The 13004-nt window shown below is 72.1% G+C and carries 15 protein-coding genes; 9 read left to right on the top strand and 6 right to left on the bottom strand.

Annotated features, from left to right (window positions below; translation table 11 throughout):
• The first annotated feature begins 39 nt into the window (after window positions 1–39).
• The 7 genes from SNOUR_RS16210 (at window position 40) to SNOUR_RS16180 (ending at window position 5213) form a co-directional block, all read left to right on the top strand.
• A complete protein-coding gene (locus tag SNOUR_RS16210) occupies window positions 40–543 on the top strand; it encodes a carboxymuconolactone decarboxylase family protein (protein ID WP_079142701.1) in 504 nt (167 codons plus the stop codon).
• A gap of 5 nt (window positions 544–548) precedes the next feature.
• On the top strand, window positions 549–998 hold the full coding sequence (locus SNOUR_RS16205; RefSeq protein ID WP_067347614.1) for a carboxymuconolactone decarboxylase family protein: 450 nt from the start codon (window positions 549–551) through the stop codon (window positions 996–998).
• Entirely contained in the window at window positions 995–1735 is a 741-nt protein-coding gene (locus SNOUR_RS16200; protein WP_067347611.1) for an isocitrate lyase/PEP mutase family protein, read from the top strand. Before SNOUR_RS16205 ends, SNOUR_RS16200 begins: the two co-directional genes overlap by 4 nt.
• 120 nt (window positions 1736–1855) lie before the next feature.
• Window positions 1856–2611: a serine hydrolase gene (locus tag SNOUR_RS16195; protein ID WP_067347608.1), complete on the top strand. Its 756-nt coding sequence runs from the start codon at window positions 1856–1858 to the stop codon at window positions 2609–2611.
• A 182-nt stretch (window positions 2612–2793) separates the two neighbouring features.
• The gene (locus SNOUR_RS16190; protein ID WP_067347605.1) at window positions 2794–3102 is read left to right on the top strand and encodes a hypothetical protein; all 309 of its coding nucleotides are present in this window, start codon (window positions 2794–2796) and stop codon (window positions 3100–3102) included.
• 88 nt (window positions 3103–3190) lie between these two features.
• Window positions 3191–4633: a hypothetical protein gene (locus SNOUR_RS46205; RefSeq protein WP_067347602.1), complete on the top strand. Its 1443-nt coding sequence runs from the start codon at window positions 3191–3193 to the stop codon at window positions 4631–4633.
• A 70-nt stretch (window positions 4634–4703) separates the two neighbouring features.
• Entirely contained in the window at window positions 4704–5213 is a 510-nt protein-coding gene (locus SNOUR_RS16180; protein ID WP_067347599.1) for an FBP domain-containing protein, read from the top strand.
• A gap of 31 nt (window positions 5214–5244) precedes the next feature.
• On the opposite strand, the gene SNOUR_RS16175 is transcribed toward SNOUR_RS16180, so the two are convergent.
• Window positions 5245–6066 (bottom strand): alpha/beta fold hydrolase, encoded by an 822-nt coding sequence (locus tag SNOUR_RS16175; protein ID WP_067347596.1) that lies wholly within the window; start codon window positions 6064–6066, stop codon window positions 5245–5247.
• A 76-nt stretch (window positions 6067–6142) separates the two neighbouring features.
• Here SNOUR_RS16175 and SNOUR_RS16170 point away from each other — a divergent pair, with 76 nt between their 5' ends.
• Entirely contained in the window at window positions 6143–6580 is a 438-nt protein-coding gene (locus tag SNOUR_RS16170) for a MerR family transcriptional regulator (protein WP_067347594.1), read from the top strand.
• Window positions 6581–6685: 105 nt separating this feature from the next.
• Here the strand turns inward: SNOUR_RS16170 and SNOUR_RS16165 are convergent, their stop codons facing one another.
• From SNOUR_RS16165 to SNOUR_RS16145, 5 genes are all read right to left on the bottom strand, one after another.
• A complete protein-coding gene (locus SNOUR_RS16165; RefSeq protein WP_039633460.1) occupies window positions 6686–7459 on the bottom strand; it encodes a succinate dehydrogenase iron-sulfur subunit in 774 nt (257 codons plus the stop codon).
• Window positions 7459–9213, bottom strand: coding sequence for a succinate dehydrogenase flavoprotein subunit (gene sdhA, locus SNOUR_RS16160; RefSeq protein WP_067347592.1), 1755 nt, complete (start codon window positions 9211–9213; stop codon window positions 7459–7461). The genes SNOUR_RS16165 and sdhA overlap by 1 nt, the downstream gene beginning before the upstream one ends.
• A 31-nt stretch (window positions 9214–9244) precedes the next feature.
• Complete coding sequence (locus tag SNOUR_RS16155; RefSeq protein ID WP_067347590.1) at window positions 9245–9709, bottom strand: succinate dehydrogenase hydrophobic membrane anchor subunit; 465 nt, start codon at window positions 9707–9709, stop codon at window positions 9245–9247.
• A 6-nt stretch (window positions 9710–9715) separates the two neighbouring features.
• Window positions 9716–10096 carry a succinate dehydrogenase, cytochrome b556 subunit gene (gene sdhC / locus SNOUR_RS16150; protein WP_016574684.1) on the bottom strand — a complete coding sequence of 127 codons (381 nt, stop codon included), beginning with the start codon at window positions 10094–10096 and terminating at the stop codon, window positions 9716–9718.
• Window positions 10097–10278: 182 nt separating this feature from the next.
• Window positions 10279–10788, bottom strand: coding sequence for a 2-oxo-4-hydroxy-4-carboxy-5-ureidoimidazoline decarboxylase (locus SNOUR_RS16145; RefSeq protein ID WP_079142699.1), 510 nt, complete (start codon window positions 10786–10788; stop codon window positions 10279–10281).
• Between the two features lie 462 nt (window positions 10789–11250).
• On the opposite strand from SNOUR_RS16145, the gene SNOUR_RS16140 reads away from it, so the two are divergent.
• Window positions 11251–12951, top strand: coding sequence for a beta-N-acetylhexosaminidase (locus tag SNOUR_RS16140; RefSeq protein WP_079142697.1), 1701 nt, complete (start codon window positions 11251–11253; stop codon window positions 12949–12951).
• The last annotated feature ends 53 nt before the right edge of the window (window positions 12952–13004 follow it).

Genomic DNA, 13004 nt, shown 5'->3' with positions numbered 1-13004 from the left:
ACCATACTCCTGCGCCACTCACCCCGTAGCGTCAAGGTCATGACGAACCCGACGACACCTTCCGCAACCCAGCAGGCCCCCGCCGGGGCGGGCCACCACCACGGCCCCCGGATGCGCTGGGCCAAGCTCGCCCCCGAGGTCTACAAGGCCATGATCGCGCTGGACGCGGCGGCCAAGAAGGGCCTCGACGGGACCCTGATCGAGCTGGTCAACATCCGCGCCTCGCAGCTCAACAGGTGCGCCTTCTGCCTCCACATGCACACCGCCGACGCCCGGAAGGCCGGCGAGACCGAGGAGCGGATCGCCCTCCTCAACGCCTGGGAGGAGGCCGCCGGCTTCTACACCGACCGGGAGCGCGCCGCCCTGGCCCTCACCGAGGCGATCACCGTGCTCACCGAAGGCTTTGTGCCGGACGCCGTCTACGAGCAGGCCGCCGCCGTCTTCGAGGAGGCCGAACTGGCCCAGCTGATCGCCCAGATCACCACCATCAACGCCTGGAACCGCTTCGGCGTGACCACCCGCCTCGTCCCGGGTCAGGTGTGAACGCGATGAGCCACCGCATGAAGTACTGGAGCCGGGTCCCCGCCTTCTTCCAGGCCCAGCTCAAGCTCACCCAGGCCGCCAAGAAGGGGCTGGGCGACGACGTCCTGGCGGAGCTGGTCGTGCTCCGCGCCTCCCAGCTGAACAGGTGCGCGTTCTGCATCGACATGCACGTCACCAACCTCCGTGCGGCCGGTGTCGAGCAGCGGCGGATCGACCTGCTGCCGGCCTGGGAGGAGGCCGGCGACCTCTACTCCGAGCGGGAGCGGGCGGCCCTGGCCTTCACCGAGGCGGTCACCGTGCTCACCGAAGGCTTCGTGCCGGACGCCGTCTACGAGCGGGCCGCCGCGCAGTTCGACGAGACCGAACTCGCCCACCTGCTCGCCGTGATCGTCGCCATCAACAACTGGAACCGCGTCAACGTCACGGTCCGCCAGCCGCCCGGGGCGGAGCTGTGACCGCCGCCCGCGCGGCGACCCTGCGCGCCCTGCACCACGACCGCCGGCCGGGCGACCCGCTGATCCTCCCCAACGTCTGGGACGCCGCCAGCGCCCGGGTCTTCGCCGACGCCGGCTTCCCGGCGCTGGCCACGCCCAGCGCGGGCATCGCCGCGTCCCTGGGCTACGCGGACGGCGAGACCCCGGCCGACGAGATGTTCGCGGCGATCGCCCGGATCGTCCGGGCCGTGGACGTCCCGGTGACGGCGGACGTGGAGGCCGGGTACGGGCTGTCCGCCGAGGAGTTGGTCGGCCGGCTCGCCGAGGCCGGCGCGGTCGGCTGCAACCTGGAGGACTCCGACCACGCCACCGGTGCCCTCCGCGACCCGCGGGAGCAGGCCGACTGGCTGGCCGAGGTACGGGCCGAGGCGGGCGAGGCGCTGGTCGTCAACGCCCGGATCGACACCTTCCTGCGCGGCGGGACGGACCTCGACGCGGCGCTGGAGCGGGCCCACCGCTACGCCGCCGCCGGCGCGGACTGCCTCTACCCGATCCTCGTCCCGCCGGAGCTGCTGCCCGAGCTGGCCGCGGCGGCCCCCCTCCCGCTCAACGCCCTGGCCAGGGCCGGCGGCCCCGCCCCGCGCGAGCTGGGCGCCCTCGGCGCGACCCGGATCACCTTCGGCGGCGGCCTGCACCACGCGGCGATGGCCACCCTGGCGGCGGAGGCGGCACGGCTGCGGGACGGTGCCGAGCGATGACGGACCGTCAGTCGTCGCGGTGATCGACGCGCGGGGCGTACGGAACGAGCGGGGCGCACGGGGGCGTCCGCGACCGGCCCGGCCGCCCCGTTTCGCGGGTGGCGGATGCCAAGATGGGCCATGCTCTCCGTCGCCGTCGCCCCCTGGCAGCGCCCCCCGGTGATCCTGCGGAACGCGGACGTCCCGCACTACGCGGCCAGCACGATGAAGGTCGCCGTGCTCGCCGCCGTCCACCGCAGCGGACTCGACCCCGACCGGGAGGTCCCCGTCGTCAACCGCTTCGCCTCGGCGGCCGACGGCAGCTACACCCACTCCCGGGTGGACGACAGCGATCCGGCGCCCTGGGAGCTGCTGGGCCGCACCGCGCCGCTCGGCTGGCTCGCCGGCCGGATGGTCAGCCACTCCTCCAACCTGGCCACCAGCCTCTGCCTGACCGCGGTGGGCCATGCCGCGGTGGCCGAGGTGTGGCGGCGGGCCGGGGCGTCGGCCGCCTCCCGGAGCCCGCGCGGCGTCGAGGACGCCCCGGCCCGCGCCGCCGGCCTCGACAACCGCGTCACCGCCCACGACCTGATCCGGCTGCTGACATCGCTCGAACCGGAGGTGCTGGCCCGGTTGGAGCACAACGCCCACCGGGTCGACCTGGCCGCGGGCCTGCCGCCCGGCACCCGTCTGGCCAGCAAGAACGGCTGGTTCCCCGGGGTGCGGCACGGCGTCGGGCTGGTCCACCCGCCCGACGCCCCGCCCTACGCCCTCGCCGTCTGCTACACCGGCCCGCTGGCCAACGGCCAGGACGTCGACGACCCCGCGGCCCGCCTGCTGGCCCGCCTCTCGTCCCGCGTCTGGAACTGTCGGCACCGCCTCGCCCCCGCCCCCTGATGCGGAATTCGCTGAGGCTACGTCAGATTTCTTTTCCGTTCTGTGAATTGGCTGCTCAGAGGCTTCCGATCCGCGCTACAACCCGCCCCGGCGCGGGTATCAGGAGAACGGGCGTACGGGGAGCCCGAATGGCTTGATAGCTTGGTGGCGAAAGCCCGCGGGGCAACGGGGAGAAGCGGTACATGGCCGAGCAGTTCAGGGTCGACCTGGAGGAACTGGACGTCGTCGTGCGGCAGCTGCGTCACCTGCAGCGCGATATGGACGATCCCCATCAGACGGTCAAATACGCCACGGCGATCCCGAAGTCGGCGTTCGGGGTCGATTTCGTCGAGGCCGGAAAGCTCGCCGGCGCGCACGACGGCATGCAGACGTACATGGCGGACGTGCTCGGCGCGCTCCAGGACCTGATCCGCACCTTCGGCGAGAAGACCGAGGCCAGCCGCGGCGCCTACGAGGACCAGGAGCACGAGACCCGGCCCCCCGAGCACTGATGTCCCACCCCCGCCCGGCACCGGGCGGGACAGCGCGGCCCGCACCGGGCGGACATGACGACGGCGAGTTCGAGGGAGGGGGACCGGTATGACGGAGACCGGGCAGGCGCGCGACGGCGCCGCGGAGATGGCGCGCCGGCGGACCGAGCACGAGCGGGCGGAGCGGCTGAAGTCGCTCCGCGGACACCGGCTGACCCCGCGGTCCCCCTCCGACTTCCAGCAGCACGGCCTGCCCGCGCTCCGGGCGATGATCGAGCACGCCAGCGCCGGGGCGATCGAGACCTCCGGCCGGCACTGGCGGTCCTCCGCCGACCGGCTGGGCGGCGACGACGGACACGGCGGGATCCGCAAGGCGTTCCAGGACGCCGTGGAGCACGCCTCGGCGCACTGGGAGGGCTCGGCGGCCGAGGCGTTCCGCCGGGAGGCCGCCAAGGTGCTGGCGAAGATCGACCGGAGCTACCAGCACGCCCGCAACGTCGAGTCCACCCTGATCGGCACCCGCTCCTCGGGCCCGGAGGTCGGCGTCGCGCACAACCTCCGCGAGGCACAGAAGGCCCTGGCCAAGCTCCAGCTCGCCGGCGCCGCGGCCGACCCGATGGAGGCGGCCGGCGACGAGAGCCAGTTCAAGCGGGACATGGCCAATCCCAAGCTCGACACCCGGATGGCGCTGGAGCTCAACCGCGGCAGCCTCCCCCCGAGCAAGCAGCGCCAGATCGAGGCCGTCATCGTGATGGACGAACTGGCCGCCCACTACGAGGCGCAGGGGGAGCGGCTCCGGGAGGGCACCGGGCAGGGCGTCGAGGGCGACTGGCCGGTCGCCCCGTCCGGCAGCCCGGCCCCGCCGCCGGTGAACGCCGAGGTGACCGGCGGCCCCGCCCCGCAGCACCCGCCGACGGCGCAGCGGCCCAACGGCGCGGGCGGCGGCGCGGTACCGGCCGGCTTCGACAGTCCCCGGGCCGACCGGCCGGTGACCACCGGACTGGAGAGCATCGGCGGCGGCACCCTCGCCGCACCGCCGGCCGGCGGCCACGCCGTCGGCGCGGGCACGCCGCCCGGCGGCCAGAGCGGCCCCGCGCCCGCCGGCGGTGGCCTGCCGAACAGCGCGGTCGTGTCGGGCGTCATCGGGGTGACGGGCGGCGGGCTGCCCACCGGTGGGACGCGCCGTGCCGGGCGCGGCTCCGGCAAGGCCCGCCGGAGCGCCGGCGGCACGGCGGGCAGCCCCGACGCGGTCGCCGCCCGCGCCGCGACGCCGCCCCGCACCCCCGGCGCCCCGACCGCCCGGCCCGAGGGCCCGGCCGGCCCGGCCGGCGGCAGCAAGCAGGGCGGCGCCGGACTCCACCGCAGCCGCGGCGGCGCCCGGGCCACCGCGGCCGACCCGGCGTCCACCGAGGGCAAGGGCGGCCGGGGCAAGGCGGAGCAGTCCGACAAGGGCGGCCGGCGCCGCTCCGGAGGACCGCGGTCCCGCCACCCCGACGAGGACGAGAGCACCGGGACCCCGCCGCGGAAGATCCCGCCGCCGGTGATCGAGTGACGACCGGCGGGGACGGGGCACCGGAAAATCGGACGACGCGCCCCGGACCCCGCTGTTAGCGTCCCGAGCCATGGATCCGGTTGGCGAAAAACAGATACGCGCGTCCTTCGTGAACTGCTCGAAGGGCGAGGCGAGCAGGCTCAACCTCCCCGTGGGGCTGGCCGAACTCCCCTGGGCGGACCTCGACTTCCTCGGGTGGCGCGACCGGGGAGCGCCGGACCGTAGCTACCTGGTCGCCCCGCGGGCCGACGGCCTGATGGGTGTGACCCTGCGGGTGCCGCAGGGCGTACGGCGCAGCTTCACCAAGACGACGGTCTGCTCGATCTGCCTGACCGGGCACCCGGGCTCCGGCGTCAGCCTGCTCGCCGCCCGCCGTGCCGGGGTCGCGGGCCGGCAGGGCAACACCGTCGGCACCTATCTGTGCGCCGACCTCGCCTGCTCCCTCTACGTCCGCGGCCGCAAGAAGTCCCAGCTCGCCGGGCGGCACGAGGAGACCCTTCCGCTGGCGGACCGGATCGCGCGCACCGTGGGGAATCTGGACGCCTTCCTCGACAAGGTGCTGGCCGGCGAGCCGGCATGAGGACGCGGCGGGCCCGGGGACGGACCGCAGGTCACAGGCCCCGCGCGGCCAGGAAGTCCCCGATCAGCGCCAGCCACTCCGCGTTCCGCTCGACCATCGGCAGATGCCCGGTGGCGATCTCGACGTACTCCGCGCCCGGGATGTGGTCCGCCAGATAGCGGGAGTTGGCCGGGTCCAGCAGCGCGTCCAGGGTCGTGGCGACGACCAGGGTCGGGACCGTGATGCCCGGCAGGTCGGCGGTGGTGTCCAGGGCCTTCACCAGGGCCGCCTGCTCCGCCGAGCCGACCGGCGGCAGCGTCGGGTCCGGGTCCAGCACGGCGGCCAGCTCGGCCGGCGGCAGCGCGTTCAGGCGCTCCGGCGACAGCCCGCTGAGCGCCCGCGCCTGGGCGAAGCCCTGGTAGTCGCCGCGGTCCAGGAGCCGCAGCCACAGGTCCAGCCAGACGTTGGCGCGGGCGTCCGCCTTGGCCAGCCCGGCGGTCAGGACCAGCCCCCGCACCCGCTCCGGATGGCGGGCCGCGGCCCGCACGGACACCGCGGTGCCCATCGAGAAGCCGATCACGGTGAAGGTCTCCAGCCCGGCCGCGACCGCCTCGGCGACCACCGCGTCGGCCAGCGCGTCCAGCTCCAACGGGCCGGCGGCGCGCGGGGTTTCGCCCGAACCGGGGTAGTCCGGCGCCACCACCCGGTGGCCGGTGGCGGTCAGGGCCGGGATCAGCGTGCCGTAGTTGTCCCGGACGCTGCCGGTCGCGCCGTGCGCCAGCAGGACGCCGGGGCCGTCGGCCGGGCCGGCGACGGTGGTGGAGAGACGGGGAAGGGAAACGGACGGGGTCTGCGCTACGGGAATCTGCGTCATGCCCGAGAGGTTGCCCTTTGACACTGGTGTCAAGGTCAAGCCGACACCGGGAAGAAGCGGGGGAGAGGGGCGTCACATGGCGGACGGCACGGGGACGGATCCGCGGCCGACGGGACCGATGCGGATCGGCGAACTGGCCCGCCGCGCCGGCGTCAGCACCCGAGTGCTGCGCTACTACGAGCAGCGCGGCCTGCTCTGCGCCGGACGCGACACGAACGGCTACCGCACCTATGACGCAGGAGCCGTCGCGACCGTCGCCCGCATCCGCGAACTGCTCGCCACCGGTCTGAACACCGACTCCATCCGCGACCTGCTGCCCTGCGCCCAGGGCGGTCCCGGCCTGATGTCGTGCAGCTTCTCGTGCGGCGTGGTGGAGCGGCAGATGGCCCAACTCGACGCCGAGATAGCCGAGTTGCAGCGACGCCGGGCGGCCCTGGGAGCCTACGCCCAGGTTATGCGGGAACGGCGTGCCCAGGACGAGGCACTGGCCGCGATGGCCCTGCGGTCGGACTGACCGGCACCGGCCCGCGGCCGAGCCCGGAGACGGCGAAGGGCCCCGCCCCCGTACGAACGGGGGCGGGGCCCTGGGAAGCAAGCGGCCCGGGTCGGGCCCGACGGATCAGAACCGCCGGGTGATCAGGGCCCGCTTGACCTCCTGGATCGCCTTGGTGACCTCGATACCGCGCGGGCAGGCGTCCGTGCAGTTGAAGGTCGTCCGGCAGCGCCAGACGCCGTCCTTGTCGTTGAGGATCTCCAGCCGCTGCTCGCCGCCCTCGTCACGCGAGTCGAAGATGAAGCGGTGCGCGTTGACGATCGCCGCCGGGCCGAAGTACTGGCCGTCGTTCCAGAACACGGGGCACGAGCTGGTGCAGGCCGCGCACAGGATGCACTTGGTGGTGTCGTCGAAGCGCTCGCGGTCCTCGGAGGACTGCAGGCGCTCGCGGGTCGGCTCGTTGCCGGTGGTGATCAGGAACGGCATCACGTCCCGGTACGCCTGGAAGAAGGGCTCCATGTCGACGACAAGGTCCTTCAGCACCGTCAGGCCCTTGATGGCCTCGACGGTGATCGGCTTCTCGGGGTTGATGTCCTTGATCAGCGTCTTGCAGGCCAGCCGGTTGCGACCGTTGATCCGCATGGCGTCCGAGCCGCAGATGCCGTGCGCGCAGGAGCGGCGGAAGGTGAGCGAGCCGTCCTGGTCCCACTTGATCTTGTGGAGGGCGTCCAGGACGCGCTCCTTGGGGTCGATCTCCAGCTGGAAGTCCTGCCAGCCGGCCTCCTCGGAGACCTCCGGGTTGAACCGGCGGATCCGGAAGGTGACGCTGATCAGGTGCGCAGCGTCGTTCTCGGCCGCGTCCAGGGCCGCGGAGTGCTTGTCGATGGTCGGGGTGCTCATCAGTACTTACGCTCCATCGGCTGGTAGCGGGTCTGCACGACCGGCTTGTAGTCGAGCCGGATCGACTCGGAACCGTCGGCGCCCACCTCGCGGTACGCCATGGTGTGCCGCATGAAGTTGACGTCGTCGCGGTTGGGGTAGTCCTCGCGGTAGTGACCGCCGCGGGACTCCTTGCGGGCCAGCGCGGACACCGCCATGACCTCGGCCAGGTCGAGCAGGTTGCCCAGCTCGATGGCCTCCAGCAGGTCGGTGTTGAAGCGCTTGCCCTTGTCCTGGATCGCCACGTTCCGGTAGCGCTCGCGCAGCTCGGCGATCTTCTCGACCGCGGTCTTGATCGTCTGCTCGGTGCGGAACACCATCACGTTGGCGTCCATGCACTCCTGGAGCTCCTTGCGCAGCTCCGCGACCCGCTCGCCACCGGTGGAGTTGCGCAGCCGCTCGACCTGCTCGGCGACCAGCGACGCCGGGTTCTCGGGCAGCTCGACGAAGTCGGCGGTGGCCGAGTACTCCGCGGCCGCGATGCCGGCCCGGCGGCCGAAGACGTTGATGTCCAGCAGCGAGTTGGTGCCCAGGCGGTTGGCGCCGTGCACGGAGACGCAGGCGACCTCGCCGGCGGCGAACAGGCCCGGCACGACGGTGGTGTTGTCCGCCAGGACCTCACCCTCGACGTTGGTCGGGATGCCGCCCATGGCGTAGTGCGCGGTCGGCTGGATCGGGATCGGGTCCGTGTAGGGCTCGATGCCGAGGTAGGTGCGCGCGAACTCGGTGATGTCCGGCAGCTTGGCGTCCAGCTGCTCCGGCGGCAGGTGCGTCAGGTCCAGGTAGACGTGGTCGCCGTCGGGACCGCAGCCGCGGCCCTCGCGGATCTCCGTGTAGATGGAGCGCGAGACGACGTCACGCGAGGCGAGGTCCTTCATGACGGGCGCGTACTTCTCCATGAAGCGCTCGCCGTCCTTGTTGCGGAGGATGCCGCCCTCACCGCGGGCGCCCTCCGTCAGCAGGATGCCCATCCGCCAGATGCCGGTCGGGTGGAACTGGAAGAACTCCATGTCCTCCAGCGGCAGCCCGCGCCGGTAGCACGCGGCCTGGCCGTCACCGGTCAGGGTGTGCGCGTTCGACGTCACCTTGAAGAACTTGCCGGTGCCGCCCGAGGCGTAGATGACCGACTTCGCCTGGAAGACGTGGATCTCGCCGGTGGCCAGCTCGTAGGCGACCACACCGGCCGACTTCTTGACGCCGTCGACCTCGGTGATCAGCTGGTCCAGGACGTAGAACTCGTTGAAGAACTCCACGCCCTCCTTGACGCAGTTCTGGTACAGCGTCTGGAGGATCATGTGGCCGGTGCGGTCCGCGGCGTAGCAGGACCGGCGGACCGGGGCCTCGCCGTGGTTGCGGGAGTGACCGCCGAACCGGCGCTGGTCGATCCGGCCCTCCGGCGTGCGGTTGAAGGGCAGGCCCATCTTCTCCAGGTCGAGGACCGAGTCGATGGCCTCCTTCGCCAGGATCTCGGCGGCGTCCTGGTCGACCAGGTAGTCACCGCCCTTGACCGTGTCGAAGGTGTGCCACTCCCAGTTGTCCTCCTCGACGTTGGCGAGGGCCGCGGCCATGCCGCCCTGGGCGGCACCGGTGTGGGAGCGGGTCGGGTAGAGCTTGGTCAGCACGGCGGTGCGGCTGCGCTTCGTCGCCTCGATGGCGGCGCGCATGCCGGCGCCGCCGGCGCCGACGATGACGGTGTCGTACTTGTGGATCTGCATGGGTGGATACCTCAGTCCCTCAGCCCGGGGCCTAGCGGATGTTCGGGTCGAAGGTGAAGATCACCAGCGTGCCCAGAAGGACGGTGAACACCGTGGCGGTGTAGAGGAGCATCTTCAGCCAGAAGCGGGTGTTGTCCCGCTGCGCGTAGTCGTTGATGACGGTGCGCAGGCCGTTGGCTCCGTGCAGCATGGCCAGCCACAGCATCAGCAGGTCCCAGACCTGCCAGAAGGGCGAGGCCCAGCGGCCGGCCACGAAGGCGAAGCCGATCTTGGAGACGCCGCCGTCGAGCACCAGCTGGATCAGCAGGTGGCCGAGGACGAGGACGACCAGGACGATGCCGGACAGCCGCATGAACAGCCAGCCGTACAGCTCGAAGTTGGTGCGGGTCGACTTCGGGGTCCTCCCGGTGCGCTTGCGCGGCGCCTCGATGACCGGAGCGGGATTGTCCGCGTCGTAGAGCGCGACGTTCTCGGCGGTGGTGGATTCAGCAGACATCACGCGTCAGCTCCCGAACAGCGTGCGCAGGGTGTGCTGCAGCACGGGGTAGAAGGCACCAGCCATCAGCACGACCCAGACGCCGACGACGGTCCACAGCATCTGCTTCTGGTACTTCGGGCCCTTGGACCAGAAGTCCACAGCGATGACCCGCAGGCCGTTGAGCGCGTGGAAGAGGATGGCGGCCACCAGGCCGTACTCCATCACGTTGACGATGGGCGTCTTGTAAGTCGCTACGACGTTGTCGTACGCGTCGGGGGAGACACGGACGAGAGCGGTGTCGAGGACGTGTACGAACAGGAAGAAGAAGATGAGGACGCCAGTGACTCGATGAGCCACCCAGGACCACATGCCTTCCCGGCCGCGGTACAGCGTTCCAGCCGGCACGGAAGAACCCTCCGGGAGCGGGGACTAGGGCCGCGCCGGCTTCTCTGTCGGTCGGGCCCGGCCGGGTACGGTCCACCGGCCGCTCGTCATCGTATCGACGAGTTGTCGGTTCCTCGCGCGGGGGTCCTTAGGTGTGATCAAACAGGCACCAACGGGCTATCACACAAGTCCGAACCCGTCCATCAAGGACATCCGGCCGCGAGTCGCGCGAGCCTGGCGCGCGCCAGCCGCCGTAATTCCTCCGCGGCGACCGACCGCTCCTCGTCCGGTTCGTGTGCCAGGCGGGTGCGGATGGCGTGCAGGGTCTGGTCCATCAGCTCGTCGGCACGGTAGCCGTCCAGGCAGATGACGAAGGCGTACCGGAAGCGGAGCTCGTACGCGGCGTGCGCGGCGCGCAGTGCGGTGTGGGCGGCGAGGGCGCCGGGGCCGGGGCGAGCCGGTGGGAGCGGCGCGGGCGCCTCCTGGGCCAGCGCCTCGACCTGCTCGGCCGAGGTGAGGTCGTAGCTGGCCTCGTCGCCGGCGGCCAGCAGGGACTCCGGGTCCGGGTAGGGGCGGTGGCCGGCGAGCCGTTCGCCCCAGCGGAGGCAGCCGCAGCAGGTCAGCAGGGTGACGACGGCCTGGTGGTGGGGGAGTGCGTGGAAGCGGTCGAGGCCGGCCGCCGGAGCCGGGGCGAGCCGGTTCTGCCAAGGTATGCCGCACCGCGGAGCGGGCGGTTGGGGCCGCGCCGTCGGTCGGACGGCCGGAGTGTCACCGGACAGCGTGGGCTCCTCGGGCGGAAGCAGTCGAGTGTGATCGGCGTGGTGGCTGGGGCGGAGGTGAACGGCGGGTGCGGTGGTGAGGGAGAGGGCGGATGGGCGGCGGACGACTGGCGGAATCCGAGCGACGCGTGGGGCGAAATGGATGAAAAGTCTGATACGTACGGAAGTGGAGGCAGGTGTGGTGATACGTCACATGAGGTGGCACCCGGCGGTTGTCCGGCGGTCCACGCGCCCCGGAACGGAGTGAGCGACGGCGAGGCCACGCTAACGACGCCCGCCGGCCACTGTCCGACGGATGCGCGATTTTCACCCGGATGAGAGAGCTCTCGCGCGCTCGGTGGACGACCTGTTCCGCCCCCTGGCAATACCTTCGCCCCGAAAAGTGAGGATTGCACGATGTCGAACCCGATGCGGCCGCCGCGTTTCCCGCGGTCCTCAGCCTCCCCTCAGGACCCGCCTCCGGCCCGTCGGGCCGCCGGCCCGGAGGCCCGCCGCGCACTGCTGGCCGTCCCGGTGCTGGCCGGCGCGCTGGCGCTCGGCGGCTGCGCGCAAGGGGCCGATTCCCAGGCTCCCGGCGCTGCTCCCAGCTCCTCCAGCCCCGCCGCGCCCATCCCCAGCTGGGCCAAGGTGACCGGTCCGCCACACATCGTCCCGGCCGTACGGGACTTCCGCCCGGCGAACGGAATCGGCTGGCGACCGACCAAGGGCGCCCGGATCGTGGTACCGGCCGGGGAGAAGAGCACCGTCGCCGATGAGGCGCAACTTATGGCCAAAGATCTCGGCGGGTTGGCCGTGGTCTGGGGAAACCAGGACGTCCGGCCCGGCGACGTCGAGGTGAAGCTCAGCGGCGGCGCCAAGGGGCCCGACAACGCGCCCGGCAGCACCGTCGACGAGTCCTACACCCTCGCCGCCCGCGGCGGCCGGCTCACCCTCACCGCCCCCACCGACGCCGGGGTCTTCTACGGCACACGGACCGTCAAGCAGGCCGTCCGCAACGCCGGCGGCCTCCCCGAGGGCACCATCGAGGACCGTCCGGACCGCCCCCAGCGCGGCATGCTGCTCGACAACGCCCGCAAGTCGTTCACCGCGGACTGGATCGAGGCCCGCATCCGGCAGCTCGCCGACCTCAAGCTCAACCAGCTCCAGCTGCACTTCTCCGACGACCAGGGCTTCCGCATCCAGAGCGACAGCCACCCCGACATCGTCTCCGCGGACCACCTGACCAAGGACCAGGTCCGCCACCTGATCAAGGTCGGGCAGAGCCTGCACGTCACCCTCATCCCGGAGATCGACTCGCCCGGCCACCTCGGCGCCGTCCTCGACCACTACCCCGACCTGCAACTGCGCAACGCCTCCGGCAAGGTGCTCCGCGGCGCCATCGACATCTCCAAGCCCCAGGCGGGCGAGCTCGTCGACTCGCTGCTGAAGGAGTACGCGCAGCTCTTCCCCGGCCCGTACTGGCACCTTGGCGGCGACGAGTACCAGGTGCTGATGGCCTCGAACCCCGAGGCGTCCTACCCGCAGCTCGCCAAGGCCGCGCAGGACAAGTACGGCCCCGGCGCCACCATCAAGGACCTGGCGACCGGTTGGCTCAACGACCGGCAGAAGACCGTCCAGGCCGCCGGCAAGACCCGGATCGAAGCCTGGAACGACGGCTTCTTCGCCGGCGGCAAGGTGGCCGCGGACAAGAACCGCACGGTCGCCTACTGGACCGGCAAGGAGATCGGCGCCCGCGACCCCGCCGAGTTCCTCCGCGAGGGCCGCACCGTGCTCAACCTCAACGACGAGTACCTCTACTACGTGCTCGGCGAGCCCAACAACTTCACGTACCCGACCGGCGAGCGGATCTACAAGAGCTGGACCCCGCTGGTGCTGCGCCACACCTCGCCGGTGTCCGTACCGGCGAGCCTGACCGGGGCCGACCGCATCCCCGGGGCCCGGTTCGCGATCTGGAACGACCGCGCACAGGCGCAGACCGCGCAGCAGATCGCGGCCGGCATCAGGATGCCGCTCGCGGCGCTGGCGCAGAAGACCTGGGACCCGCGCACCCCCGCGCTGTCCTGGCCGGACTTCAAGGCGCTGGTGAACCGGCTCTGAGGGCCGGGCGGGAGAGATACGAGAGACGGCCGGGGCCGCCACCCCCCACAGGA

It is taken from the genome of Streptomyces noursei ATCC 11455, from assembly GCF_001704275.1.
Classification (GTDB): domain Bacteria; phylum Actinomycetota; class Actinomycetes; order Streptomycetales; family Streptomycetaceae; genus Streptomyces; species Streptomyces noursei.
Note: the sequence above shows the minus strand (reverse complement) of the source record. Positions and strands in the feature narration are given on the sequence as shown.

What these genes read in the sequence shown, in the direction of transcription:
- SNOUR_RS16210 (WP_079142701.1), top strand. Translation starts at nt 40, where the DNA reads ATGACGAACCCGACGACACCTTCCGCAACCCAGCAGGCCCCCGCCGGG.
- SNOUR_RS16205 (WP_067347614.1), top strand. Translation starts at nt 549, where the DNA reads ATGAGCCACCGCATGAAGTACTGGAGCCGGGTCCCCGCCTTCTTCCAG.
- SNOUR_RS16195 (WP_067347608.1), top strand. Translation starts at nt 1,856, where the DNA reads ATGCTCTCCGTCGCCGTCGCCCCCTGGCAGCGCCCCCCGGTGATCCTG.
- SNOUR_RS16190 (WP_067347605.1), top strand. Translation starts at nt 2,794, where the DNA reads ATGGCCGAGCAGTTCAGGGTCGACCTGGAGGAACTGGACGTCGTCGTG.
- SNOUR_RS46205 (WP_067347602.1), top strand. Translation starts at nt 3,191, where the DNA reads ATGACGGAGACCGGGCAGGCGCGCGACGGCGCCGCGGAGATGGCGCGC.
- SNOUR_RS16180 (WP_067347599.1), top strand. Translation starts at nt 4,704, where the DNA reads ATGGATCCGGTTGGCGAAAAACAGATACGCGCGTCCTTCGTGAACTGC.
- SNOUR_RS16175 (WP_067347596.1), bottom strand. Translation starts at nt 6,066, where the DNA reads ATGACGCAGATTCCCGTAGCGCAGACCCCGTCCGTTTCCCTTCCCCGT.
- SNOUR_RS16170 (WP_067347594.1), top strand. Translation starts at nt 6,143, where the DNA reads ATGGCGGACGGCACGGGGACGGATCCGCGGCCGACGGGACCGATGCGG.
- SNOUR_RS16165 (WP_039633460.1), bottom strand. Translation starts at nt 7,459, where the DNA reads ATGAGCACCCCGACCATCGACAAGCACTCCGCGGCCCTGGACGCGGCC.
- sdhA (WP_067347592.1), bottom strand. Translation starts at nt 9,213, where the DNA reads ATGCAGATCCACAAGTACGACACCGTCATCGTCGGCGCCGGCGGCGCC.
- SNOUR_RS16155 (WP_067347590.1), bottom strand. Translation starts at nt 9,709, where the DNA reads ATGTCTGCTGAATCCACCACCGCCGAGAACGTCGCGCTCTACGACGCG.
- SNOUR_RS16140 (WP_079142697.1), top strand. Translation starts at nt 11,251, where the DNA reads ATGTCGAACCCGATGCGGCCGCCGCGTTTCCCGCGGTCCTCAGCCTCC.